Raw genomic sequence first — 24,553 nt, forward strand, 5'->3', positions numbered from 1 at the left:
TAGCGCACCCCCGACCGGACCGCCGGAGGTACGCTAAGAAACTTAACTACAAATCAATAACCGGGATTTTGCGGGTAATTCGAGGTGGACAAATCAATCTGCCGTTGCGGAATCGGCATCAGCAAATGCATTTCTTTGATATTGGCTGCTCCCACCGGGTGGCCATATTTCTTCACCCGTTCCACCAGTTTTCCGGTACGCAGCAAATCAAACCGCCGGTTGGCTTCTCCCGCCAGTTCGCGGGAGCGCTCATCCAGGATGAGATCGATGTTTAGCTCGCTTTCTTTGATACTAAAATCGACCCCGGGTCGAGCCGCCCGTTTTCTCACTTCATTGAAGTATTTAGTCGCTTCGGTCAGCTTGCCTTCCATCATCAACGCTTCAGCCGCCAACAGGTAGGTTTCGCCCAGTCGGAAGACGATAAAGTCCTTATTACCCCGGGTTTCATTAAACGACGGACGGGTAGGGTCCTGGTATTTTTTCAGGGCCCAGTGAAACTCGATGGTACCGCGCCAGCTTTCGTCGATGGGGTCCCCAAACTTCTTCCCGGCGGGCAGGGAGGCCGGGTTGTTGTAGGAATAGTCATCAAACCGACGCCAGACATTCCACCGCTGGTCCTTTTTCTCATCGTACATACTCATCAGGTAATCGGTCGGCGCAAACCGGGTCCAGGGCCGCCCCCATTCCAATGTCCGCTGCATGCCCGGAATATCGCTGTAGGAGTTGGTGAACCACATATGGGCCGTATTCCCCGCCGAGCCCGAATTGATTGGATCGTTTTCATACTGGATTGACCAGATGATTTCGGAATTCGTCTGGTTGGACGGATCGAAGATTTTAACGTAATCCGCTTCCAGCCGGTGATTACCACTGTTGATCACCTTCAGGGCGTTTTCCGACGCGGCTTTCCAGTTTTTGAGCACCAGGTAGACCTGCGCCAACTGGTGCTGAGCAGCCGCCTTGGATAAGCGCCCCAACTGCGGGCTCTTGGCGGGCAAATTGGCCTCCGCATACAGCAAATCCTTAACGATCAGGTCGTATATTTCCGATGTCGGATTGCGCTTGAAGTCGGTTTGTAATCCCACGGTGGGTTCGGTCAGCAGACTCACATCACCGAACAACTGAGTCAGGTAAAAATAGCTATGCGCCCGAATGAACCGCGCTTCGGCCATCAACTGGTTTTTAGCCTCCTGGTTCATGGTCACATTATTCTCATTGGCCAGAATGGTGTTCGCCAGATTAATGGTTTTGTAAAAATTGGTCCAGACATAATTGACCTCGCTCAGTGCGGAGGTGAGGTTTGCATCGTATTGAATCAGGTAGGCTCCCACGGCGGCTTTCCCGCTAAAGAACTGATCCGTTCCGAACAATGAAAAATATAAGGGCTGGGCATCTTCGCCATAAATGGGCCGCAGACTTGCGTAGGCGGCATGGACGCCCTGGCGTAGGCCGGTTTCGGTGGTATAAAAGCTTTTCGGATTCAGAACCGAAACGGGATTTTCTTCCAGAAACTCCTCCGTACAGGAGCATGAACCGAGGCCGAGCGTAAGCAGCAGCAGGGTTCGTTTAAAGTAGGTATTCATGATCGTAATGGCGGTCGGTTAAAGGGTTAGGTTTACTCCCAACAGGAATAGTTTGGTAGAAGGATACGAGCCATAGGCCGATCCAGCTTCCGTATCCCAGCCTTTGAAATTGGTAAAGTTGAACGGATTGTTCAGGCTACCATACACCCGTAGTGACTGGATTTTCGCTTTCTGGATCAGGCTGCTGGCGAACGTATGCGACAGCGTGATGGTTCTGACCCGTACGTAGGATCCATCCACATAACCCAGCGAACTTATATTGGGACTAGCTGTTCCGATGGCCTCCGTACGCGGGTAACGCGTATTGGGGTTCTCCGGGGTCCAGTAATCCACAAAAACAGGAATATTGAAACGGGAATTCAGGTTATCGAGGTTTGATGAATACAAATCACTCTTGATCTGAAAGTTCTGGCGAGCGTATACAAAAACGGAAAGCGACCATCCTTTGTACCCGAAGGTGTTGGTTAAACCGCCCGTCCATTTGGGGAAAGGCGAACCCAGAATCACCCGGTCGTCGGCATTGATTTTTCCGTCGGCATTGACGTCCTCCACCTTGATCTGGCCCACCTGACGTTCGTATTTTTTAGCCTCCTCAGCCTCCGATGCCTGCCAGATTCCCTGATACCGGTGATCATAATACACCTGAATGGGTTGCCCGATAAACCAGGCATTTCCAACGTCATTTGTGTTATTGGTCAACAGCTTGCGGATTTTATTCCGGTTGGTCGCCAGATTCAGATCCGTGGTCCATTTAAAACCCGAGGACGAATTGATATTGGTTGATTGCAGACTCAGCTCAAATCCCTGGTTGCGGGTGGCGCCGATGTTGGTCATGATGTTGGCATAGCCGGTGGTGGGCGGGAGTGCCTGACTCAGCAGCAGATCATCGGTATTCGTCATGTAGTATTCGGCCGAACCCGTCACCCGGTTTTTCAGTATGCCAAAATCCAGACCGATGTTGAACTGACGCGAGGTTTCCCATTTCAGATCCGGGCTGGGCAGTGAACTCGGACCAAAACCCAGTGCGGGATTGGAGCCAAACAGGTAGGCCGACCGGCTGAGGCCACCCAGGGTCTGATACGGAGCAATGGCCGTATTACCCACCAGACCGTAACTCGCCCGCAGCTTCAAATCGCTTAACCAGGTTGTTGCGCCCTGTACCCAATCTTCTTCAATGACGCGCCAGGCCAGCGAGGCCGATGGGAAGAATCCGAATTTATTGCGGTCGCCAAAGCGGGACGAACCGTCCATCCGGGCCGCCAGCGTAACCAGGTATTTTTCATTGAAGCCATAGTTGACCCGGGCCATATACGACAGCAGTTTCCAGTCTTCAAAACCGGTATCAAATCCTTTAATGGCCCCACTCGACAGTTTCTGCCACTCGACCAGATTCGTCGGGAAGCCCTGAGCGCTCACGTTCGTATAATCATACTTCCGGTTCTGGATACTGTGGACAAATGTGACATTCAGGTTGTGCTTTTCTTCAAAAATCTTGCTGTAGCGCAGCACATTTTCCAGCGTGTAGGAATAGCTGTCCGAACGATTGCTTTGTCCCTCATCCAGTCCCCCTTTTTTGGCGTTGGTTTCCGACCCGATGTACCGTCCATTTTTCGTAAAGGACAAATCAGGGCCAAAGTTCAAGCGGTAGGTTAGGTTTTTGTGCAACGCCAGTTCGCCATACAAGCTGAGAAAAACCCGGTTTCCCCACGTCTTGTTGATGTTATTGGCAATATCGGTCATCGGGTTCGCCACCAGTTGTTCACTCTGGGTCGGGTACAGCAGCAGCTTGCCGTCGGCGTCGCGCACATCGCCAAGCGGACTAATCTGGGAAGCCGCCACCAGGGCATTTCCTACGTCAACGGTATTCGTCAGACTGCGGGTAAACAGGGAGGACACTCCGAATTTGATGGTTTTATTAATCTGATGGTCCAGGTTGATCCGCAACGAGCCCCGCTCAAAGTCGGAAGGCTTGATGATCCCGTTTTGTTTGAGGTAGTTCAGCGAGACCAGAAACTTGGTCTTTTCGTTTCCGCCCGACACGCCAATCTGGTGGTTTTGCTGCGGAGCATTCTGGGTCAACAGCAAATCCTGCCAGTTCACCGATTTTCCGGCCCGGTAGTTGGCCAGTTCTTCCGGTGCCAGCAGCACATTCAGGTTATCGGTTTTGCGGGCAATTTTCCGGAAAGACAGAAAGTCCTCGGCCCCCAATACCTTCACCTGGTTCTGAATATTCTGTACCCCGTAGTACGAATCGACACTCACCTGGGTTTTGCCCGAACTGCCGCGCTTGGTGGTGATCAGCACGACCCCATTGGCCGCCCTGGAGCCGTAGATGGCTGCAGCAGAGGCATCTTTCAAGACCTCCACCGACTGGATGTCGTTGGGGCTGATCTGGTTTAAACCGCCATCGAACGGAATGCCATCCACCACGTACAGCGGATCGTTACCGGCCTGAATGGAACGCTGACCCCGCACCCGAACGGTCATGCCGGAGCCGGGCGCATTCCCGGCGGCCACCACATCGACACCTGCCGCCTGCCCCTGCAATACCTGCTCGGCCGACACCACCGGTACGGCTTTCACCTTTTCGGCCGAAATCTGGGAGATCGCCCCCGTGACGTCGCTCTTTTTCTGGGTACCATACCCCACCACAATGACTTCGGACAGGACTTTATTATCGGTTGCTAACTGGATGTCCAGTACCGCGTTGGATCCAACCTGCCGCTCCTGAGAAACGTATCCCAAAAAGCTGACCACGATCACGCTACCCGGACCGGCGACGGTCAGTTTATAGCTCCCCTCCGAATCGGTGATGGTGCCGTTGGTGGTTCCTTTTTCAACAACATTTACGCCGGGAATGCCAACGCCTTTTTCATCCGTAATGCGTCCGGATACCAGCTCTTTCCGAACGGAATACGAGCCGGATATTTCTCTACTTGTTTGGTTAGCAGCCAGTAGGGTCTGGGCGTGCGGGATTAGCGGACAAAATAACAACAATAGCATTCCGCCAACCCTTTTTTCAAAGGATCGAATAGGCTTGTACATAAAAATGGATTTAGATGGAATAGTTGACTAACGGGCCCCGATCAATAGCGATAAGCCCAACACATAGAAAAAGAGCATGAGATTGAGCAGGGTGTAGGTGCCTTTGGGAGCATTCCTGAACTCACGCCAGACATAGATCCCCCAAAGAGCCGCTACCACCGTGGCGCCCTGCCCCAGCCCGTACGAAATGGCCGTTCCGGCTTTATCGGACGCAATAATACTGAACGACATCCCCAGACACCAGATGGCTCCGCCAAGTATTCCCATGAGATGGCTCCGCAGGCTGCCCTGAAAATAGTCGCGGTAGGTAACCGGGCAGCCCACGAAGGGCCGAAACATCAGGAAGGTATTGAAAACAAAATTGCTGAGAAAAATCCCGACCGAGAAGACCACTACGGCGGTATAGGGACTCAGTTTACCCGGTTCCGGAACCGAAAAATCCGTAAACATCGAGGCCGCCACGTATTTGTAAAAGTAGCCCATCAGGCAGCCGCTCACAACCGCCAGGATCAATCCTTTCACCGATACATTCAGGGTTTGCGCCAGTTTCCGATACGCCTGAGCATTCAGGGCAATCGCCAGTACAATCAAAGCGACACCCCCGAAAATCAGGACCGGATTGCCGACTGGCAGGTCCAGGTAATTCACGACGACACCGATCGCGAGGGCCAGCCCGACGCCGACCGGGAAAGCAACCGACATTCCCGCGATGGAAATGGCGGCACTGAGCAGAATATTGGAAAGGTTGAAGATAACCCCACCGAGTAAGGCGGAATACAGATTGCTCCGATCCACTTGTTGCAGATCCGGCAGAAACGACCGTCCGCCTTCGCCCATACTGCCTAAGGTGAAAGCCAGTAACAGGGATAAAAGTAAAACTCCGATCACGTAGTCCCAGTAAAATAGCTCAAATCGCCAGTTGGAAGCCGCCAGCTTCTGGGTATTGCCCCAGGAGCCCCAGCAAAGCATGGTGACCACGCAGAACAAGACCGCCAGGGTATAGGAAGGAATAATAAACATATCAAATTGGGTTTAGGAATACAGGATTAGGGCATTATCAGAAAGCGTGGGAATGGCCATCGGGCGTCGTTAACGGAAGCCCATCCACTTCCCGCCGGTACGGTATGGACGATTGAGCACCCATACGGGTGACGGAAATCGAAGCCGCTTTGCAGGCAAAGGCAACAGCCTGTTCGAGCGGCTGATTCTCGGCTAAGGCAACCGCCAGCGATCCGTTGAAACAATCCCCGGCGGCCGTGGTGTCCGTGGCGGTTACGGGCGGAGCCGGAATGAGCTTCGATACGGACTCTGTACACAAGTAGGCTCCCTTTGCTCCCAGGGTGATGATGGCGTTGGCAACCCCCATTTCCCGCAGTTTTTGGGCAGCCTGTTCCGCCGTTGCCAACGTTGTAACCCGGATACCGGTCAGCCGTTCGGCTTCGGTTTCGTTGGGGGTAATTAAATACAAACTGGCTAACAAATCCGTGGGCAGAGCCTGCGCCGGAGCCGGATTCAGCAGCACCCGCAATCCTTTTTCGGAACAGCGCCGGATGGCATACGCCACGGTTTCCAGCGGAATTTCCAGTTGGAGCAGCACGAAGGCCGAATCACCGATCGAATCCAGGGCGGGTTCGACATCCGAGGGCTTTAACCGGCTGTTGGAGCCGGGCGCCACCGAAATGCAGTTTTCACCCTGCGCATCGACATTGATCAACGCTACTCCTGACGCATATTCTCCATCCGTAACGACATACCGAACATTGATTTTTTCGCGCTGAAATTGCTGGACGGCCTGTTTTCCAAAAACGTCATTTCCCACCTTCGCCACAAAAGTTACCGCGCCCCCTAATCGCGCTGCGGTCACCGCCTGGTTGGCCCCTTTACCACCCGGATTCATCAGGAACTTCCCGCCAATAACGGTTTCACCGGGTGCCGGTAACTTCTGGGATTTCACCACCATATCGGTATTGGAACTACCGATAACAAGGATTGCATTTTGCTGGGCCATTTTACGCAAGACAATAAGAATTTTATCCAAATCTATCCACCATTCGTCATAATTAGCGAACCATTTTTTTATCATTTAGCTAAAGCTAATCCGCCAGACTGTATCGGCCTAACGGCCTTATTTGCCAAAATAACAGTATAAAAAGGCCAAAATCACCTTGTCAAGGCAGTCCCGACTGGTTACTCCTATGCATTCCCTGGTCACCTTATTTTCCCTGGTTCATTCGCTGACCAAATCCGAAAAGCGCTATTTCCGGCTTGTGGCTTCTGCGCAGAATGGGGATAAAGATTACTTGCGGCTCTTCGATTGCCTGGAGCGGTCGCCATTTTTCGATGCGGTCTTAAAAGAAAAGCTGACGGCTTTATTTCCCGGTCTTACCATCGAACCGGCCCGGAAATATCTATACCGGGTAATTATGAAAAGCTTACGCCAGTTTGAAGCCGATTCGCAGGTAGAAACCCAATTGATGAATTTACTACAGGATAGCGCCATCCTGTTCAACAAAGGGTTGATCGATGCCGGTTTTGAACAGTTGGAAAAAGCCAAGCGGCTGGCGCTACAACACCAGAAGTTTCAGTTTTTCATTCTGGCCGGGCGTCAGGAACTTCAGTTTCTGATTCGTCTCCAGTTTGCCGGAGTAGACGAGTTTAGCCTGATCGAAAAGCAGGAAAAGATTCGGGAGTTACTCGCCCATGAAACAACGCTTCAGCAGCAATCCTCTTTGTATGAAGTCCTGTTGCTGCGGTACTGGAAAAAGGGTGTGGTTCGGAGTCAGCAGGAAATCACCCGCCTGAACGACCTGCTCCTCGAAGAACACCACATTCTGAACAGCCACCAACTGCAAACGTTTGATTCCCAGCAACTACACCTGCACTTCCAATCGATCTACTTCCTGATGACGGGAAACTCGCCGGGAAGCCTCAGTATTTTCTACGAGTTGGATGCCCTTTTTCAGAAAAACCGTCACCTCTGGTCGGGTACACCGCTTTACTACATTCAGTTGTTAACCGGCATTTTGCACACCCTGCGCCGACTGGGCAGGTACGAAGAAATGACGTTCTTCCTGCATCATTTACAAGCGTTGCCGGTTACGTCGGGTAGTTTAGCTCTCCAGGTGAAGTACCTCATCCTGGAACATGAACTCCAGCGGGCCGTCGATCAGCATCAGTATCCGGAAGCCCTGCAACTCATCCGGCAACATGCCTTGCTGGAGCGTGAACTGGGGCAGCTCCCGTTTGCCATTCAGGCCCAGCTCGGCCTTATGGTGAGTCGGGTGTGGTTTGGGTTGCAGGCCTATTCCACCGCCTTGCACTGGATTAACCGGATTCTGAATCAGCCCGTGGATTCGCTCAACCGGCTTTTATACGTTAGTTGCCGCCTGATGAACCTACTCATTCACACAGCCCTCGACAACCAGGATTACCTGGATTACGAAATTCGATCGATCGAGCGCAAGTTAAAAAGCGAGCCATACGGGTTTCGCGCCGAGCGGCTGGTGTTAAACTTGTTGAAACAATGGCTTAAGAATAAACCGTTAAACGAGTTTAGCGACCAACTGGCTTTGCTGGCTGATGACCCGTTTGAACAACAGCTCATTCTGGATCTTGGCTTGAAAGACTGGGTCAGGAGGATGGGCCATGCGCCAAAACCACAGTAATCGTTGCCGGTTTTTGACGATTTCTAGCGGCAAAACCGTTATTATTTTGCTAATTAAACCGCGCCATAAGCGACTTCGTTACCCACTTTTTCCGTTAATTCTTGTTTACAGACTTATGATTCATGCCCTTCATATATCGGTTTTATTGCTCCTGACGGCCCCGTTTGTTCACGCGCAAACCGACACCCTTTCCATTGACTCGCTGATGATCAAACAGAAATCACCGTACGTCGCCCTGCTCAAACCGGGGCAGAAATACCTCACGCTGGACGTAACCGGGCGACTGGGCGGTTTTCAGCGGCACCGGTTTTTTCCGAACGAAGAAATTAAATTCCGCTATAAAGGCCGCAAATACCGGGAAACACTCTATGCCGTAACGGATTCCACGCTGATCCTGATTCTGGAAGACCCAAATACGTTTCTGGACGAAGCCGTTCATTTTCCGCTCAGCAAGATCGAAAAAATCTACGTCAACCGGCAGATTCCGTTCATCACGCAGGGCACGTATCTTTTCCCCATCGCGGGTACATTATTTTTTGTGGCCGATGTTGTCAACCTGTCCCGCGCCGAAAAGCGGTTGACCGCCGATGCCCGCGCCCTGAAAGCTCCGGCGGTGATGATGGCCCTGGGTGCCATCTGCTATAAACTGAGCTTCCCACTTTACAAAATCAATAAAAACAACCGCCTGAAAGTCTTGGAAACCTATTAGCTGTCAACCAATTACGAAGAATGAAGGATGAATAACGAATGGAGCCCTGCTTAGTCTTCGTTCATAATCCATTCTTCATTCTCCACCATTCATCATTCATTTGATTAGTTTTGCGGAAAATTTCACCAATTGGTTTCTGCTTTGAACGCTGTACGTCTGACCCCTCCTGCCGGCCCCATTCGGGCCACCATTCCGTTAGCTTCTTCCAAAAGTGAGAGCAATCGCGCCCTGATCATCAACGCCCTGAGCGGTTTTCGCGGGACGTTGCACAATGTTTCGGCCGCGCGCGACTCCCAAACGATGATCCGGTTGTTGCAATCGGAGGATTCGGTGGCCGACGTGCTGGATGCCGGCACCACGATGCGGTTTCTCACGGCGTATTTTGCGGTCACGGGTCAGCACAAAACCCTGACCGGCACCCCACGCATGTGCGAACGGCCCATCGGCCTCCTGGTCGATGCGCTACGCACGTTAGGCGCCGAAATCGAGTACCTGAACAAGGACGGATTTCCGCCCCTGGTTACCAAAGGCTTTTCCGGGAATGGCACCAACCGGCTGGCCATCCGCGGGGATGTGAGCAGTCAGTACATCTCGGCCCTGCTGATGATCGCCCCCACCCTGCCCGACGGTCTGACGCTGGAACTTACCGGCGAGGTGGGTTCAAAACCGTATATCGGGATGACCTTGCGGCAAATGGAACACTTTGGCGTTCAGGCCATCGCCAATTGGGAGACTAAAACCATCACGGTTCCCTCCAAACCGTATTCGCCAACCGATTACGCGGTTGAATCCGACTGGTCGGGAGCCAGCTACTGGTTCAGTATGCTCGCGCTGGCCGAAGACGAAACCTCGGAAATCGAGCTGTTGGGACTGAAAGAAAATTCGTTGCAGGGCGACAGCGCCATTGTCGACATCATGCGACCGCTCGGAGTCGAAAGTACGTTTACCCCAAAGGGCGTGGTCCTGACCAAAACGCCGTCACAACCGTCGCTCGCCTGGGACTTTACCGACTGTCCGGATCTGGCCCAAACCGTAGCCGTCTGTTGCGCCATAAAAAATATTCCGCTTACCCTGACCGGGATCGAAAGCCTAAAAATTAAAGAAACCGACCGGGTTTTCGCCCTGCAGACGGAACTCAAAAAAGTGGGGGCGGAACTGGTCGAAATAACGCCCGGTGCCCGGGATGCCGGCGACAATAGCCGGTCTTATTGCGTTCGTCGGCTGGCCGACGCACCGGGGTCGCTCCCCCATTTCGATACGTACGACGACCACCGCATGGCAATGGCTTTCGCGCCGGTGGCCATGCGTCAGGAAATCGTGGTCAACGAACCGGGAGTCGTCGCCAAATCATATCCGTCATTCTGGGAGGACATGGCCCGCGTGACCACGGTAAAACCGGTCGAATAAACGATTAGAATTCCATTAGATTTTCGAAGAACCTGCCAGATCCAAGCGATTTTGCAGGTTTTTTTTGTATCATTCCCTACATTTACGAGACTCACTGAACCTGTTTTACTCTTGGATACGATTCTTGCTTTTATCAGCAGCATTCCCTGGTGGGGCTGGCTTTTGACCTTGATTATCCTCCTCGCCCTCCGCGATATTCTGCAAAAAAACCATACCATCCGTCATAATTTCCCGGTTGTCGGGAATCTGCGCTACCTGCTTGAAAGTTTCGGACCGGAATTGCGGCAATACATCGTCGCCAACAACCGCGAAGAACTGCCCTTCAACCGCCAGCAACGCGCCTGGATTTACGCGTCATCGAAACGGGAGAATAATTTTCAGGGATTCGGAACCGATCAGGACATTGCCAGCCCGGGTTATATTTTCATCAAACCGGCGCTGTTGCCGTTCCAGCTTCCATCCGAAGACCCCAACTGCCACACGCCCTACTACGCCCCTTCGGCCAAAGTCATCGGGTTGTACCATCAGCGCCGGCGACCGTACCACCCGCGTTCCATCGTCAACATCAGCGGGATGAGTTTCGGCTCCTTATCGGCCACAGCCATCGAATCGCTGAACAAAGGCGCTAAAAAATTCGGTTGCTACCACAATACCGGAGAAGGCGGTTTGTCGAATTACCATAAATTTGGGGCGGATGTGGTGTTCAACATTGGTACGTCCTACTTCGGCATTCGGGACGACAATGGCAATTTCGTCATGGAAAAACTGGTCAAACTGGCCGAAGCCAACCCGTTTCTGCGCATGCTGGAACTGAAACTTTCGCAGGGTGCCAAACCGGGCAAGGGCGGGGTGTTGCCAGCCGCCAAGATCACCGCCGAAATTTCCGAAATCCGGCATGTACCGATCGGAAAGGATGTCATTTCACCAGCCGCCCACAGTGCCTTTTCGGACATTCCGGGCATGGTCGCGTTCATCGAAGCCATGGCCGAAAAAACCGGCCTGCCCGTGGGCATCAAATCGGCGGTAGGAAAGCTGGAGTTGTGGGAAGAACTCGCCGATTATATGCTGGCCACCAACCAGGGGCCGGATTTCATCACGATCGACGGCGGGGAGGGCGGCACCGGAGCGGCTCCACCGTCCTTTGCCGACCACGTGTCCCTGCCGTTCGTCTACGGTTTTTCCAAAGTCTACCAGATTTTTCAGCAACGGGGCCTGACCAGCCGGATTACGTTCATTGCTTCCGGAAAACTGGGCCTGCCCGAATCGGCGGTGATGGCCTTTGCGATGGGGGCCGACCTCATCAATGTGGGCCGGGAAGCCATGCTGTCCATTGGCTGCATTCAGGCCCAGATCTGCCACACCAACCGCTGCCCGTCAGGCGTGGCCACCCAGAGCAAATGGCTCCAGTCCGGTATCGATCCGGCGCTGAAAAGCGAGCGGTTTTATCATTACGTCAAAACCCTGACGAAAGAAATTCTGGAAATTTCGCACGCGGCCGGGTACGAGCACCCCTGCCAGTTTACGATGGAGGATGTGGTGCTCGCCATGGGCGACAACAACCGGTTGCAGTCGATGGCCGAAGCCTACGGGTATACCAAAGACCCGGTGGCCTTCTCCTCGATCCGTGACCTGCTCAAAAGTCCCTATATTGAACCGCTGAACGAAGCGGTTCGAACCAAGGAGAATTGAATTAAGGCCATGGATGAATCAATCGAGCCGTTGCTTTTTTAAACCGTCAGTCATCAACCGAACATGAAACTCTGCGTCGCCCAGACCCGCCCGATCAAAGGGGATATGGCCCGGAATAGGGCAAAGCATACGCAATGCATCGAACTGGCGGTTTCACAGGGCGCCGACCTGATTATTTTTCCCGAACTTTCCATCACGGGGTACGAACCAGCGCTGGCCCACGAACTGGCCACCACCCCGGATGATAGGCGGTTTGCCGATTTTCAGACCCTCAGCGATGCCCACGCCATCATCATCGGCGTGGGTCTCCCTACGCCGACCGAAGCGGGCGTCTGCATCACGATGGCACTTTTTCATCCCAACCAGCCCTGGCAGACGTATTCCAAACAGTATTTACACGCCGACGAAGAACCGTTCTTTGTCAGCGGTCGGAATGCGACCCTGCTGGTTCGGAATCAACCGACGATCGCGCTGGCAATCTGCTACGAGTTATCCATTGCGGAACACGCCCAAAGAGCCGCGGAACAGGGCGCTGAAATCTATATCGCCAGCGTCGCCAAAACCGCTCAGGGCGTCGAAAAGGCCTTTCAACGCTTGGTGGACATCGCCGGAACGTACGCCATGACGGTGTTGATGGCCAACAGTGTCGGGCCGAGCGATGATTTTGTGTCGGGCGGTAAAACCGCCATCTGGAATCCGGCGGGCCGGTTGCTGGCCCACCTCAACGATACCGATGAAGGCATTTTGGTACTCAATACCGATACCCAGGACGTTCTTGCAAAAACGCTATAATCTAAACTGTTTCCAGCCATGAAAATGTCGGCCCGCGTCACCAGTGCGTTCAACCAGCACGATAGTGTCGTTCAAACGAACGACGCAGCCAAAACCGTCTCGATTGCGCCCAAACCCACCGGTTTTGGCGCGTCCGTCAACGGGGGCGAACTGCTGTTGCTGGCCCTGGCAACCTGTTTCTGTAATGATATCTACCGCGAAGCCGGCAAGCGCAACCTGCCGGTTTCGGGGGTTGAGGTGGAAGTGACCGGCGAATTCGGGGCCGAAGGCGAACCCGGTTTTAACTTTCAGTACAAAGCTCAGGTCACCTCCGACGCCCCGGCGGCCGACATCGAGGAACTGATCCGCTATACCGACCAGGTGGCCGAAATTCAGAATACGCTGCGGAAAGGTGTAACGATCACCCTGACTCGTTAAGCAATTCCTCCTGTTCATTACAGCCCGAGAACCGGATACAAAGTTCGTTTTTCGTCACTCCGATTTTCATATTTGGTCACCCCGCCATGGCCGATTTCGACGGACCTTTGTCGTACACAAATCGAACAAAATCGCCATGAAGACCCTCTTGAAACTCGAAGAAATCGCTCAATTCCTGCTGGCCCTGGTCCTGTTCAATCAGCTCCCGTTTGCCTGGTGGTGGTTCCCCGCGCTGCTTCTGGTACCAGATGTCAGTATGCTGGGCTACCTGATCAATTCGAAGATCGGAGCCTATGCCTACAACTTTTTTCACCACAAAGCCGTAGCCATTCTGGCGGGAGCAACCGGCTTTCTGCTGGGCAACCCGGTTTTGCTGCTGATGGGCGTGATGCTGTTTGCCCATTCCGCCCTCGACCGTATGCTGGGCTATGGCCTGAAGTTTACCACCGGTTTTCAGGATACGCACTTAGGTCGCATCGGAAAGCAACAACCTAGGCCGACGAACGAAGCCGTTCGGTCCGGTACGCACCCGGAGTCGAGCCCGTCCATTTTTTAAAGGTGCGGTAAAACACACTGGGCTCCGAAAAACCGAGCAGGTAGGCAATGTCGGTCGTGCTGAAATACGGTTCGCGCAGGTGGCGGATCGCCAGTTCCTGCCGGACTTCATCGAGCAGTTGCTGATACGTCACGCCTTCATCTTTCAGGTGCAGTTGCAGCGTTCGAACCCCCATGGCCAGCCGGTCGGCCACAGTCGCCAGCGTTGGCTCCTCCCCTTTCAGCAGCCTGATAATTTCCTTTTTTACCCGACCCACCAGGGCCTGTTCGTGGAGTTTCCGCAGCAATTCAGCCGCGTGTTGTTCAAAGAGCGGAAACAAGGCCGGATTGGCATTCAGAATCGGCGCTTCCAGCCAGGCGGCATCCAGCACCATCACGGTTTCATTCGCGTCAAAAACCGGTCGCACCGGGGCAAACACCCGCTCGTGTTCCGAACTGTCCAGGGGACGCGGATAGGCTAAATAAACCGCTTCGGGCGTAATCTGCTGCCCGGTCAGCGCCCGCATCGTCGAGAGATACATGACCAGTTCGGAATTCAGGACGTATTCGGGGTAGATAATGTCCTCGCTCGTCAGATGGAGCGTCAGTAGATACCGGTTTCCTTCCCGACGCCCCTTCGTTTGAGCCGCGTCACAAACGATATCCTGATACTGATAGAGCTTTTCCAGCGCCTTCCCGAGCGTCGGGCAGTGCATCATCACATAAACCAGGACCCCGACCGCGGACGGATTGATCATTTCGCCAATCCGGAGCGGAAGGTTCGGATCGCCGGTTGCCCGGATGACTTCCCGCCAGAGGGCCTGCACCGCCCGGATCGGAATGCGCTCGTCCGGGTGCTGCAACTGGGCCGGATCAATGCCAACGGCCCGGCATAAGGCGGCCAAATCCGCGCCTTTCTGCTGGGCCGCAAACAGAATCAGGTTAAACGAACCGACGGAGAGGGTGTTTTTCGTAGTCATTGGCAACGAATATACAACCAAAATCGTTACCGGGTCGTGATTTTCAGGTTCGCAAAATCCCCATCCGAACCGGTTCCCACCCATAAACCAACCTGACCGGTTTGCCTCCCCGTTAGCTTTTTCACGCGCAGACTGGGACTGAGATTGTGATCTACAAACACCTGGATCAGTTCCTTGTCAACGACAATCCGGACGTGAAACCAGCCCGTTGGGTCCAACTGCGGGTTGATCGCGTTTTCGTACTGATCAGGGAAGTCCTTGCGCAGCCGGGGCCAGTCGTAATCCGGCATCGAAATGTACTGAACTGCGTGCCGACGCCGTACCGGTTCTTCGGCCCGGAAGTTGAACGGCCGGAAGTAAATCGCGTCGTACGTCTGCCCGCCGGAGCCATAAAACGCTACCCCAACAAAGCTCTGCTGGAAGGCATCTTTGCCGCGAATATCGACCTCAATCGCTCCCTCGCTGAATGTCAGGTTTTCGACCCAGGCCACCCCTGCCCCCGACTTCCCGGCGTCCGTCAGGCGAACCCCTCCGTCAATCAGCGTCTGTAGCTTCCGGTTTTCCAGCCGCAACCCGTTCTGTTGCGCCAGCCGGGCCAGATTAAACGTCCGGGTTTTCTGCGCACTGGCAACGTGAATCGTCAAAAGACTCAAAACGGTCATGACGAGGACCGTCCTTTTTTTAAGCACGTTCATCTTTTTATGGTTTGGCTATAAGGGGCAATAGCGTTCCTGTTCGCGGTTTTAGCCGCGATCCGACTCTCATTGATCAATTTAGTAAAGGAGACGAACCGAATGAATGACCTCGCTGGTCAGAGGCCGTTCTGAAACAGCCCCCGGCGCATCGGGTCCGGACCCGGGACAGAACCGGACCCGATGCGCTCGATGGAGTGATTTTTGCGGGAGAATCGACCGAAACCGGGGTCTCAACGGCGGAAAGTCCCGCTCAGGACGCGGCTTCGGTGACGGGAATTATTTTACGGTAAAATCAACCTTGGTGTCGGCCCAGACCAGTGAAACGACGCCTTGCGGACTGATCGCAATGTTGAATTTTTCCTGAAAACCGGGGGCTTTTTTGGCCGGAACCGTCACCCGCAGTACGTCCTCATCCTGTTTGTAGCTGAACGCTCCCCACTTGATGGTTTTGTTCACGATAATCGTCCAGTCTTTTTCACCCGGAATGGTAAACAGGGCGTACTTGCCTTTGGGCAACGGTTTTCCTTCCACTTTCACGTCATCGGATACTTCGATGGAGGTGGTTTCATTCGCCCCGGTTCGCCAGACCTGCCCCATGGGCGCTACTTTGCCCGCCGGGTCCCAGACGCTGCGGCCTTTCACCGACGGTTGGCTGTAATCAATCGTAATGGTTTTGCCACCGACGGTTTGTTTCGCCTGGGCGGGGGGGCTGGGGCGTTTCGACTTGTCGTCCTGGGCCAGGGTCAGCTGGCCGATCAACAGCAAGGTGGTAAGAAAGAGCAATTTTTTCATGATGGATTGCGTAAATTTGGTTGAAGGATTATTGACGAAACAAAGGTGGAGAAAGTTACGGAAAGTTGATCAATAAACCCTTGTCCAAGACTGTTCAAGTTGCATCACACTGATTGTCAATGCAAACCGTAGACGACAAGTTACAGCGTTGCCGGACGCTGATCGAAGCAAAAGTCAACTGGGGAGACAGCAGCCAGTGGCAGAATCAGGATTTTGAAACCCTGAGTGAACGCATTTTGGCCGAAACCGGTGTTTCGCTCAGTGTCAGTACGCTGAAACGGATCTGGGGCAAAGTTCGCTACCAGAGCGAGCCGACGGTCACAACCCTCAACACGCTGGCCCGGTTTATCGGCTATGAAAACTGGCGGGTGTTTCAAAACCAGACGACCGGGGAGCCAACCGAACCGGCTCCGGTTCTGTCTCCCGAACAACCCGGTCCGACACCCGCCATCAGCCCCGCGTCCAAGTACTGGCCGTGGGCGATTGCCCTGTTGCTGCTGGCTGGGTTAGTCGGAATCTGGGCTTTCCAGAACCGGGTCGAGCCGTTGCAGTATGGCGAACTGGCGTTCACCAGCCGACCAGTAGCCAGGGGCCTGCCCAATACGGTTTTGTTTGACTACGACGCCACCGACTCCAATGCCGATAGCGTATTCATCCAGCAAAGCTGGGATCCACGACGACGGTATCGGGTGGCGAAAGACGGTCATCAGTACACCAGTACGTATTATTACCCCGGTTATTTCCGCGCCAAGCTCGTGCTGAACGATTCCATCGTGAAGGAACACGATGTCTACATTACGACCGATGGCTGGCTCGGCACCATCAACGACGACTCCATTCCAACGTATTTTCCGGACCGACAAATTCGGAAGAAAGACCAGATCGCCCTGACCGAAACCGACCTGATCGCTCAGGGAGTCGATTTTCAGAAGACAATTCCGGAGGTCAGTTTGCAGTATGTGCAGCCGCTCGGCGAGCTTTCGGCCAGCCATTTTGTGTTTGAAACGGAGCTCCAAAGCACGTTCAACCGCTCCAACGCGGTTTGCCAGCACGCCCGGATTATGCTCCTCTGTTCCAACGGGATGCACTCGATTCCGCTATCGGTAAAAGGATGTGTCGGCCAGCTTTATCTGTCGCTCGCAGACCAATCGGTATCGGGAAAGACGACCGATCTATCCGGTTTTGGGGTTGATTTTTCGGATTGGGTGAAGGTCCGTTGCGAGGTAAACCAGAAAAAGGCCCGCATTTTCGTCAACGGGAATCTGGCCTACACCGGCGATTTCCAGGAAGATCCCGGTAAAATTGTCGGACTACGGTATTTCTTCCACGGAACCGGTTCGGTAAAATCGGCGCGGTTTTCGGATGGAAAAAACGAGACGGTTTTACGCTAAACCGATGGTCCTTCTCAAGGCCTGGATATAGGCCGGCAGGTGCAGCATCCGGCTCCCGTACCAGCTAAATAGTTCACCATCCACCAAAACCACGCGGGCATCGGGACAAACCGCCTGCAACTCCGCCCGGTGTTTCTCCGAAAATGGATACGGTTCTGAAGATAAAAAAAGATAATCAGGTCGGGCGGCTTTCAACTCGTTTTCCGAAATCACAGGATACCGCGTCTGGTCGGCGAAGGCATTCCGGAAACCGCCGGTTTCCAGCACGGAATGAATGAACGTCTGCCGGGCCGCGATCATATACGGTTTTCGCCAGATCAGGTATGCCACTGAATTTCCGGCTTCGACCTGTACATCGGAAGCCACGCGGTTGCAAATTTCAAAACCGCCCTGCTGAAAGGCGGCCGTAATCCGTTGCACGACTTGCCCGGCTTCCGGCCCGCATCCGACCGCCGTGCCCACCACCTGAATCATGGCCAGCGCATCGGCGATGGTGGTGACATCCGTTACCAAAACCGGATAAGATCGTTGCAATACTTCAATCTGTTCCCGTGTATTTTCTTCCCTGTTTGCCAGAATCAGATCCGGTTTCAACGCATGAATCCGGTGCAGATCCAGCGTTTTCGTTCCGCCCACTTTCGGTTTTTGTTTCACCTTTTCAGCCGGATGAATACAGAATTTTGTAACCCCTGCAATCTCCCGATCGAGCCCCAGATCAAAGAGCAATTCCGTCTGGGACGGAACAACGGAAACGATGCGTTGCGGTGGTGTAGCTGGCATGGAAGGGCGTAACGAATCCATCTTTTCGCTTTTGTCGGACGGTCTTGTCCAGAAGAACAAAATAAGGCGATAGGACTGGAAATTCCATTCGGTGTTCTTTCGATCGAAGCTCATGCCCTGCCACAGGCTCAATACTTCTTTTGAAAGCACCTGAAAATCACGAGTTTTATTCACGGCAAATAAACACCTATCCGCATGAAAATCCGTTCCTCACTCCTCCGCCCGACCCTGGCGGTCTGCTTCTTCGGAGCCACCCTCCCCGGTTTGAGCCAGATCATGACGATTCCGCTGTCCTACTATGTGGCTCAAGTGAAAAACATCAACCCCGGTGCCGGCAACGCTTCCGTTATGGGCGATGGTGCCCGGTTGGTCGAGCTGAACGGCAGTCTCTACTTTGCCGCCGACAATGGGGCCAACGGGGCCGAGCTCTGGAAAACCTCGGGGACAGCCGCGAGCACTGCACTGGTCAAAAACATCAATGGCTCCGGCGCTTCGAACCCCGACTGGCTGACCCGTGTGAACGGCACGCTTTTTTTCGTGGCCACCGGGCCCAGCGGCCGCGAACTCTACAAATCGGACGGAACGGTGGATGGGACGGTATTGGTCAAGGATATTCGGGTGGGCGGAGACGCAAACCCTTGGGGCCTGACCGCCGTCAACGGCATGCTCTTTTTCGTTGCCAACAACGGCACCAGCGGGGAAGAACTCTGGAAATCGGACGGAACGGCCGCCGGAACCGTGCTGGTAAAAGACATTAAACCCGGTGCGGGCGGCTCCGTCCCCAATTATATGCGCAAAATGGCCGTGCTCGGCGGGAATGCCTTTCTGGTAGCCGACGACGGCGTCAATGGCGAGGAGTTGTGGAAAACCGACGGCACCGAAGCCGGCACGGTCCTGGTCAAAAATATTCACCCCACAAGTTCCAGCAACCTCTTTGAGATGGTGGTGATGAACAACCTGCTGTACATGACCGCCAACGACGGCACCAACGGCACCGAACTCTGGAAATCGGACGGCACCGAAGCGGGGACCGTTCTGGTCAAAAACCTGGTGGCGGGCAGTGGCAGTTCACAACCCCAGGACCTGGAAGCAGTTGGCAGTACGCTTTTTTTCCGGGCCACCGTGGGGGGCGATACCGAACTGTATAAGTCCGACGGCACGGCGGGTGGAACGGTTTTGGCCAAAAACATCAGCGCGAGCGGCAGTTCCTTCCCTTCGTACCTGACGAACGTCAATGGTACCCTGTACTTTTCGGCGAACGACGGCACCCACGGCACCGAACTCTGGAAGTCGGACGGAACCGGGGGCGGGACAGTCATGGTCGAAGATCTGACACCCGGCAGCGGTTCCTCCAGCCTGACCAACCTCACGGCCGTCAATAACCGGCTTTTCTTCCAGTTCAACGAACCCTGGAAATCGTCGGGAACAGCCGCCAGCACCGCCATGCTCGACAACATCAACCCCACCGGGAATTCTGCCGCTACCGGTTTTACGGCCCTGGGTAGCACGGTTTTCTTCTGGGCCACCGACGGCAGCACCGGCATGGAGTTATACAAATATGCGTCCTGTTACATCTGCCCGATGGGTCGGTTGGCAGCCGAAGAACCGCCGGTGACGGCAACCCTTCAACTCAGCCTACGGCCCAATCCGGTCCGGCACACGATAACGGTGGACATCACCAACGGAACAGACCACGCGTTGCAGCTTCACCTCACCAGTCTGCACGGCAAAACGATCGAAAACCGGCAGGTTGTCCACCCGAAAGCCGTCGAGCAGCAGACCTTCGATGTCAGCGGCCAACCAGCCGGGGTTATGGTGCTGCACGTCAGGGCGGGCGACCAGGAACAAACCGTGAAGGTACTGAAAACGGATTGAGACAACCAAAAACCGCCTTACCGGGCAGATCGGGGCATCAAAACGCCTTTCGTTTCTCGGTTCTGTTCCTTGCTTCCGATTGCCTATATTTGTTGTGGAATCGATGTAAACAACAAAATGCGTATTCAATCGGAGAAAGGAACCGGGCAACCGGCTTCACCCGCGTCGGCCCTGACGGAATTGGGACGAATTGCCGTGGGGGAAAAAGTGGAGCGGTCGGGGCAGGTGGTCCCGAGCAGCATCGACAGTTTTCGGATTCGCGGAGATTATGCCGAAACCGTCCATAAAGTCTACGGCGAAACCATCACCGAACTCCCCATTCTGTTCTACTCCGATCAGGAAGAAATGGTCTGCAATGAACGGCTCGAAATCCGCACCATCGACGGTAAACTATTCGGGTACGGCGACAACCACACCTTCCACATCTGGAACGATGAACTGAAGAAATACGCCGTAACCACCACCGACCGACGCCCCCAGATCCGGGATGAAACCGTGGCGTTTCTGCAGAAAAACCTGCCCCCTGCCAAAGCCAAACTCATTAAATGGTTACCGGTGTTAACGCTCCGGTTTGTGATTCGTGACATTCCGCTGCTGGGTTACTGGCAGTTCAGCACCCGGGCCGTTCAGACGACGATTCCGAACCTGCGCAACAAATTTGATGAGTACAAGAAACTGTTTGGCAGCGTCCAGTATCTCCCCTTTTTGTTAAAGGTGAAGAAAGTAAAAACCAACAAACCGGGTATGATTTACCAGTATCCGATTGTCGATCTGGTCCCGCAGTTTTCGTTCGAAACCGCCCACCGGCTGGCCCGCTACCTTCGCGAAAATCCGAACGCCGACGCTGGCCGCTGGTTGCGTGAACAGGGGGAAAAACCGGAGCAATTGTCGCCGGGTGAATAGCTTCTATACAATCAACTTGTACCCTACGCCCCGAACATTCACAATCTGAACCTGCGGATCGTCTTTCAGGTACCGGCGCAGGCGGGTGATGAACACATCCAGACTCCGGCCGTTGAAAAAACTGTCATCGCCCCACAGTTCCAGCAAGACCGCCGAGCGCTCCAGCACCTGATTGCGCTGTTCATACAGCCGTTTCAACAATTCGGCTTCGCGGTGCGACATACCTACTTCTTTTCCGTTCAACGCCAACTTCTGCTTCGGGTAATCGAAGGCGTAGCGCCCAATCGGCAGACGGTCGGGCGTGGGCGGACGAAGCGTTCGGCCCCGGTTGAGAAGGGCTTTAATACGGACAATCAGTTCATCGATGCTGAACGGTTTTTTCAGGTAATCATTGCCGCCCAACTCAAAACCGCGCACCACATCGGCCGTCTGCGAGCGGGCCGTCAGAAAGATAATCGGTACCTCCTGGTCGGTCTGCCGGATGCGGTCGGCCAGCGAAAAACCGTCCAGCTTGGGCATCATCACATCGGCCACCACCACCTCCGGTTTGTGCTTCTGAAACAACGCATACCCTTCTTCCCCGTCGGCGGCATATAAAACCGTAAATCCCCGGACTTCCAGGCTATCGCGGACAATCAGGCCCAACGCGAGTTCATCTTCGATTAACAGGACGGTTGCCATTCGTTTCGGAAAACTATTTCGCGGAGTAAATCAGAGTATTCTCTGCTTTACTCCGCGAAACAACATTAAAATCACTAATTCGGTATCCAGATTGTAAACTCACTCCCCTGCCCCGGTTCACTCGACACTTCGATCCGGCCGCCGTGCTTCTCGACGACTTGCCGGACATAGGACAAGCCCAGCCCAAAGCCTTTCACCGGGTGCAGATTCCCCGTCGGAACGCGAAAAAACCGGTCGAAGATGGCTTCGTGGTACATTTTCGGAATACCGTTGCCGTTGTCCTGCACGCACAGTTGCCAGCCCCGCGCGTCGGTTCGGCTGCTGATCCGAATCCGCACCGAATCCCGGGAATACTTGATAGCGTTGTCGATCAGGTTGTTAATGGCGTTACCCAGGTGCAGGCGATCCGCCTGCACCGGAGCATTTTCCGAGCCGGTTTCCACCTCAAACGCCACCGGTTTTGTCGAATCGCCGGCCCCAGCCTTTAGCTGGTGATTCTCCACCACTTCGCCAATCAGGTCGGATGGCCGGAGCCATTCGCGGTTGAGTTCCAGTTCTTTGGTTTCATCCACCGCCATGTTCAGCACCTTCTCGACCAGATCAGACAACCGCTGGAGTTCATTTTTGGAAATACCGAGATACGCCTGGGTTTTCTGCGGATCATCCAGGGCCCCGAAATGCTGCAAGGCTTCTACAGCCGCCGAAACCGTCGCAAGGGGCGTTTTCAGCTCGTGGGTCATGTTGTTGATAAAGTCGTTTTTGATTTCCGACAGTTTCTTCTGCTTCAAAATGGTCGATAACATGGATACAAAACACCAGGTGGTCAGCGCCAGCAACAGCGCCGAACCCACCAGCGGCCAGCTCATCTTTCGCAGAATATAACCGGTGGGGCTGTCGAAGGACGCCTGCAGAAACTGGTTTTTGACCGGGTTGATCGGCATCGGCGGGGTTTTGATGGGGGTTCCTCCAATAGCCAGAACTTCCATCTGGTTGACGAACCGCTCCGGCTTTAACTGAATCGTATCCAGTCGGTAGGTCGCATCGATTTCCCGCAAACGCAGCTCCGCCCGGTAGGTCGAATCAAACGTTTTCAGATTGAACCGGTGGTTTCCGGCCCAATCCACGATCAGCATATTGGAAATTTTTCGGGCGATGGTATCGATAAAAATACTGTCGTTCGAAAGCCGAGCTCTTCGGATGACCCGCATGTCCATTCGGCCCGGCCCACTGGAATCCGCCCTATTGATGCGCACAAAAACACTGTCTTTTAATCTATTAACCACAATCCGTTCCATTGGCTTATCATCCAGTTCCGGGTCCCGAAACTGAAAACGGGCGGGTTCCCGAAAACCCGGGCCTTCTCCCCGAAACAGCCGCCGGGCTTCGTGCATCTGCTGTTTCTCCACCGCCGAAATAAACGCCCCCCGCACCGTCCGCCGGAACTGCTGTTCGTGCAACTGGTAACTGGTATACAGCCAGTAGCCCTGAAAGGCAATTACGCCCAGGATACAAACCGTCATCAGAATAAAAATCGACCGGATGCGCTGTTTCATACCCTACAAATGTACCAGCCTTTTTACCCCCGGCAAAAGCCGTTAACACTGTTTAACACTATATAACAGTACTTTACAGGCAACCTCCGCATCTTTGTCCCGTCCTTTTTTTAACCGTTATCCCAACCGAGTATGCAACGTTTTCGAATGTCCATTTTAGCCCTGGTGTGGCTCAATGCCGTTGCTTCGGCGGCCCATGCCCAGCCCAAGTCCGGGAAGATTTCCTACGAGGTCATGCAAAAAATCGATCTCTCCCAAATGAAAATCGTGATCAATGGGCAGGAAGTCCGGCCCGGCAGCCCCGACGCCCCCCCGGATATGCCCGAAACGCGGTCGTTTGTGCAACACTTTGTGTTCTCCGGCGTATACGGAAAAGAGGAACAGGACCGCACGACGGGCGGCATGATGATCCGGCAAGTGATGATAGACGGTGGACCCGGCCCCGCCGGACCCGAAGGGCGCGGAAACCGGAATTTCACCGGCCGGCCGTTCGAACGCAGTGTGTATTTCGACCTGGCCCATCAGAAAACCGTGGAAGTGGTGACGGTCAAAAAAGACTCGGTGACGAAGGTGTACCAAACGGAACTGCCGCCGAAACGGGTCACCGGTTGGCAGGAAACCGACAAAACGAAAAAGATTGCCGGTTTTGTCTGTAAAAAAGCAACCGTTCCGTTCCGAAACCTGACCTATACGGTATGGTACACCACGGAATTGCCGTTCACCTATTCGCCGATTCCCGGTTTGACGCCCGAAAAAGGCGTTGTGCTCCAGATCGAAAGCGACAACGAAGCCTTCAAAGCCACGAAAGTAGCCGAACAAAACGTCCCTGAAAGCGAGGTCATGCCGCCGAAAAATGCCCAGGTCGTGACACCCGAAGAATTGAACACGATTCGCCAGAAAGCCATGGCCGATATGCGCCAGCAACTGATGAATAATTTTCAACCACGCTGAATGCCTGTTTTCAGTATACGGTTTACAGTGGCTACCGCACACGCATTGCAAGGAAGTAATCACACTGAACGCCAAGTCTCATACTGAAAACCGAAAACCGTACCCTGAACA

General features: G+C 54.0%; 21 protein-coding genes. 11 read left to right on the forward strand and 10 right to left on the reverse strand.

What is annotated here, in order from left to right:
- Positions 1-53: 53 nt before the first annotated feature.
- The 4 genes from ACFPMF_RS05465 to rbsK all read right to left on the reverse strand — a co-directional run bounded on the left by ACFPMF_RS05465 (position 54) and on the right by rbsK (position 6,636).
- Positions 54-1,583 carry a RagB/SusD family nutrient uptake outer membrane protein gene (locus ACFPMF_RS05465; RefSeq protein WP_379841918.1) on the reverse strand — a complete coding sequence of 510 codons (1,530 nt, stop codon included), beginning with the start codon at positions 1,581-1,583 and terminating at the stop codon, positions 54-56.
- Between the two features lie 18 nt (positions 1,584-1,601).
- Entirely contained in the window at positions 1,602-4,586 is a 2,985-nt protein-coding gene (locus tag ACFPMF_RS05470; protein ID WP_379841920.1) for a SusC/RagA family TonB-linked outer membrane protein, read from the reverse strand.
- 69 nt (positions 4,587-4,655) lie between these two features.
- Positions 4,656-5,648, reverse strand: a complete 993-nt coding sequence (locus ACFPMF_RS05475) for a GRP family sugar transporter (RefSeq protein ID WP_379841922.1) — start codon at positions 5,646-5,648, stop codon at positions 4,656-4,658.
- 37 nt (positions 5,649-5,685) lie between these two features.
- The gene (rbsK, locus tag ACFPMF_RS05480) at positions 5,686-6,636 is read right to left on the reverse strand and encodes a ribokinase (RefSeq protein ID WP_379841924.1); all 951 of its coding nucleotides are present in this window, start codon (positions 6,634-6,636) and stop codon (positions 5,686-5,688) included.
- Positions 6,637-6,823: 187 nt separating this feature from the next.
- Between rbsK and ACFPMF_RS05485 the strand changes: the two genes are divergently transcribed.
- From ACFPMF_RS05485 to ACFPMF_RS05515, 7 genes are all read left to right on the forward strand, one after another.
- A complete protein-coding gene (locus tag ACFPMF_RS05485; RefSeq protein ID WP_379841926.1) occupies positions 6,824-8,293 on the forward strand; it encodes a hypothetical protein in 1,470 nt (489 codons plus the stop codon).
- 115 nt (positions 8,294-8,408) lie between these two features.
- Positions 8,409-9,002: a hypothetical protein gene (locus ACFPMF_RS05490; protein ID WP_379841928.1), complete on the forward strand. Its 594-nt coding sequence runs from the start codon at positions 8,409-8,411 to the stop codon at positions 9,000-9,002.
- 141 nt (positions 9,003-9,143) lie between these two features.
- Complete coding sequence (locus ACFPMF_RS05495; RefSeq protein ID WP_379841930.1) at positions 9,144-10,409, forward strand: 3-phosphoshikimate 1-carboxyvinyltransferase; 1,266 nt, start codon at positions 9,144-9,146, stop codon at positions 10,407-10,409.
- A 111-nt stretch (positions 10,410-10,520) separates the two neighbouring features.
- The gene (locus ACFPMF_RS05500) at positions 10,521-12,098 is read left to right on the forward strand and encodes an FMN-binding glutamate synthase family protein (RefSeq protein WP_379841932.1); all 1,578 of its coding nucleotides are present in this window, start codon (positions 10,521-10,523) and stop codon (positions 12,096-12,098) included.
- A 63-nt stretch (positions 12,099-12,161) separates the two neighbouring features.
- On the forward strand, positions 12,162-12,890 hold the full coding sequence (locus ACFPMF_RS05505; RefSeq protein ID WP_379841934.1) for a carbon-nitrogen hydrolase family protein: 729 nt from the start codon (positions 12,162-12,164) through the stop codon (positions 12,888-12,890).
- Between the two features lie 18 nt (positions 12,891-12,908).
- Positions 12,909-13,307 (forward strand): OsmC family protein, encoded by a 399-nt coding sequence (locus ACFPMF_RS05510; protein ID WP_379841936.1) that lies wholly within the window; start codon positions 12,909-12,911, stop codon positions 13,305-13,307.
- Positions 13,308-13,443: 136 nt separating this feature from the next.
- A complete protein-coding gene (locus ACFPMF_RS05515) occupies positions 13,444-13,863 on the forward strand; it encodes a DUF4260 domain-containing protein (protein WP_379841938.1) in 420 nt (139 codons plus the stop codon).
- Here ACFPMF_RS05515 and ACFPMF_RS05520 read toward each other — a convergent pair.
- From ACFPMF_RS05520 to ACFPMF_RS05530, 3 genes are all read right to left on the reverse strand, one after another.
- The gene (locus tag ACFPMF_RS05520) at positions 13,799-14,821 is read right to left on the reverse strand and encodes an AraC family transcriptional regulator (RefSeq protein ID WP_379841940.1); all 1,023 of its coding nucleotides are present in this window, start codon (positions 14,819-14,821) and stop codon (positions 13,799-13,801) included. The two genes, ACFPMF_RS05515 and ACFPMF_RS05520, sit on opposite strands and share 65 nt — an antisense overlap.
- 26 nt (positions 14,822-14,847) lie before the next feature.
- On the reverse strand, positions 14,848-15,516 hold the full coding sequence (locus tag ACFPMF_RS05525; protein ID WP_379841942.1) for a hypothetical protein: 669 nt from the start codon (positions 15,514-15,516) through the stop codon (positions 14,848-14,850).
- Positions 15,517-15,792: 276 nt separating this feature from the next.
- On the reverse strand, positions 15,793-16,308 hold the full coding sequence (locus ACFPMF_RS05530) for a DUF2911 domain-containing protein (protein ID WP_379841944.1): 516 nt from the start codon (positions 16,306-16,308) through the stop codon (positions 15,793-15,795).
- A gap of 119 nt (positions 16,309-16,427) precedes the next feature.
- Between ACFPMF_RS05530 and ACFPMF_RS05535 the strand changes: the two genes are divergently transcribed.
- Positions 16,428-17,699, forward strand: a complete 1,272-nt coding sequence (locus tag ACFPMF_RS05535; RefSeq protein ID WP_379841946.1) for a hypothetical protein — start codon at positions 16,428-16,430, stop codon at positions 17,697-17,699.
- On the opposite strand, the gene ACFPMF_RS05540 is transcribed toward ACFPMF_RS05535, so the two are convergent.
- Complete coding sequence (locus ACFPMF_RS05540; RefSeq protein WP_379841948.1) at positions 17,691-18,653, reverse strand: ABC transporter substrate-binding protein; 963 nt, start codon at positions 18,651-18,653, stop codon at positions 17,691-17,693. The two genes, ACFPMF_RS05535 and ACFPMF_RS05540, sit on opposite strands and share 9 nt — an antisense overlap.
- A 21-nt stretch (positions 18,654-18,674) precedes the next feature.
- Here ACFPMF_RS05540 and ACFPMF_RS05545 point away from each other — a divergent pair, with 21 nt between their 5' ends.
- Together ACFPMF_RS05545 and ACFPMF_RS05550 are read left to right on the forward strand one after the other, a co-directional pair.
- A complete protein-coding gene (locus tag ACFPMF_RS05545; RefSeq protein ID WP_379841950.1) occupies positions 18,675-20,354 on the forward strand; it encodes an ELWxxDGT repeat protein in 1,680 nt (559 codons plus the stop codon).
- Positions 20,355-20,471: 117 nt separating this feature from the next.
- Positions 20,472-21,257 (forward strand): recombination directionality factor, encoded by a 786-nt coding sequence (locus ACFPMF_RS05550; protein ID WP_379841952.1) that lies wholly within the window; start codon positions 20,472-20,474, stop codon positions 21,255-21,257.
- Between the two features lie 3 nt (positions 21,258-21,260).
- On the opposite strand, the gene ACFPMF_RS05555 is transcribed toward ACFPMF_RS05550, so the two are convergent.
- Together ACFPMF_RS05555 and ACFPMF_RS05560 are read right to left on the reverse strand one after the other, a co-directional pair.
- Positions 21,261-21,938, reverse strand: coding sequence for a response regulator transcription factor (locus ACFPMF_RS05555; RefSeq protein WP_379841954.1), 678 nt, complete (start codon positions 21,936-21,938; stop codon positions 21,261-21,263).
- Positions 21,939-22,012: 74 nt separating this feature from the next.
- A complete protein-coding gene (locus tag ACFPMF_RS05560; RefSeq protein WP_379841956.1) occupies positions 22,013-23,491 on the reverse strand; it encodes a sensor histidine kinase in 1,479 nt (492 codons plus the stop codon).
- A gap of 132 nt (positions 23,492-23,623) precedes the next feature.
- Between ACFPMF_RS05560 and ACFPMF_RS05565 the strand changes: the two genes are divergently transcribed.
- Positions 23,624-24,442: a GLPGLI family protein gene (locus ACFPMF_RS05565; protein WP_379841959.1), complete on the forward strand. Its 819-nt coding sequence runs from the start codon at positions 23,624-23,626 to the stop codon at positions 24,440-24,442.
- Positions 24,443-24,553: the final 111 nt, after the last annotated feature.

Origin of the sequence: Larkinella bovis, assembly GCF_042655385.1 — a bacterium.
GTDB lineage: Bacteria > Bacteroidota > Bacteroidia > Cytophagales > Spirosomataceae > Larkinella > Larkinella bovis.

Bases quoted from the DNA above. Each gene is read 5' to 3' on its own strand.
- ACFPMF_RS05465 (WP_379841918.1), bottom strand. From the start codon at position 1,583: ATGAATACCTACTTTAAACGAACCCTGCTGCTGCTTACGCTCGGCCTC.
- ACFPMF_RS05470 (WP_379841920.1), bottom strand. From the start codon at position 4,586: ATGCTATTGTTGTTATTTTGTCCGCTAATCCCGCACGCCCAGACCCTA.
- ACFPMF_RS05475 (WP_379841922.1), bottom strand. From the start codon at position 5,648: ATGTTTATTATTCCTTCCTATACCCTGGCGGTCTTGTTCTGCGTGGTC.
- rbsK (WP_379841924.1), bottom strand. From the start codon at position 6,636: ATGGCCCAGCAAAATGCAATCCTTGTTATCGGTAGTTCCAATACCGAT.
- ACFPMF_RS05485 (WP_379841926.1), top strand. From the start codon at position 6,824: ATGCATTCCCTGGTCACCTTATTTTCCCTGGTTCATTCGCTGACCAAA.
- ACFPMF_RS05490 (WP_379841928.1), top strand. From the start codon at position 8,409: ATGATTCATGCCCTTCATATATCGGTTTTATTGCTCCTGACGGCCCCG.
- ACFPMF_RS05505 (WP_379841934.1), top strand. From the start codon at position 12,162: ATGAAACTCTGCGTCGCCCAGACCCGCCCGATCAAAGGGGATATGGCC.
- ACFPMF_RS05510 (WP_379841936.1), top strand. From the start codon at position 12,909: ATGAAAATGTCGGCCCGCGTCACCAGTGCGTTCAACCAGCACGATAGT.
- ACFPMF_RS05515 (WP_379841938.1), top strand. From the start codon at position 13,444: ATGAAGACCCTCTTGAAACTCGAAGAAATCGCTCAATTCCTGCTGGCC.
- ACFPMF_RS05520 (WP_379841940.1), bottom strand. From the start codon at position 14,821: ATGACTACGAAAAACACCCTCTCCGTCGGTTCGTTTAACCTGATTCTG.
- ACFPMF_RS05525 (WP_379841942.1), bottom strand. From the start codon at position 15,516: ATGAACGTGCTTAAAAAAAGGACGGTCCTCGTCATGACCGTTTTGAGT.
- ACFPMF_RS05530 (WP_379841944.1), bottom strand. From the start codon at position 16,308: ATGAAAAAATTGCTCTTTCTTACCACCTTGCTGTTGATCGGCCAGCTG.
- ACFPMF_RS05535 (WP_379841946.1), top strand. From the start codon at position 16,428: ATGCAAACCGTAGACGACAAGTTACAGCGTTGCCGGACGCTGATCGAA.
- ACFPMF_RS05545 (WP_379841950.1), top strand. From the start codon at position 18,675: ATGAAAATCCGTTCCTCACTCCTCCGCCCGACCCTGGCGGTCTGCTTC.
- ACFPMF_RS05550 (WP_379841952.1), top strand. From the start codon at position 20,472: ATGCGTATTCAATCGGAGAAAGGAACCGGGCAACCGGCTTCACCCGCG.
- ACFPMF_RS05555 (WP_379841954.1), bottom strand. From the start codon at position 21,938: ATGGCAACCGTCCTGTTAATCGAAGATGAACTCGCGTTGGGCCTGATT.
- ACFPMF_RS05560 (WP_379841956.1), bottom strand. From the start codon at position 23,491: ATGAAACAGCGCATCCGGTCGATTTTTATTCTGATGACGGTTTGTATC.
- ACFPMF_RS05565 (WP_379841959.1), top strand. From the start codon at position 23,624: ATGCAACGTTTTCGAATGTCCATTTTAGCCCTGGTGTGGCTCAATGCC.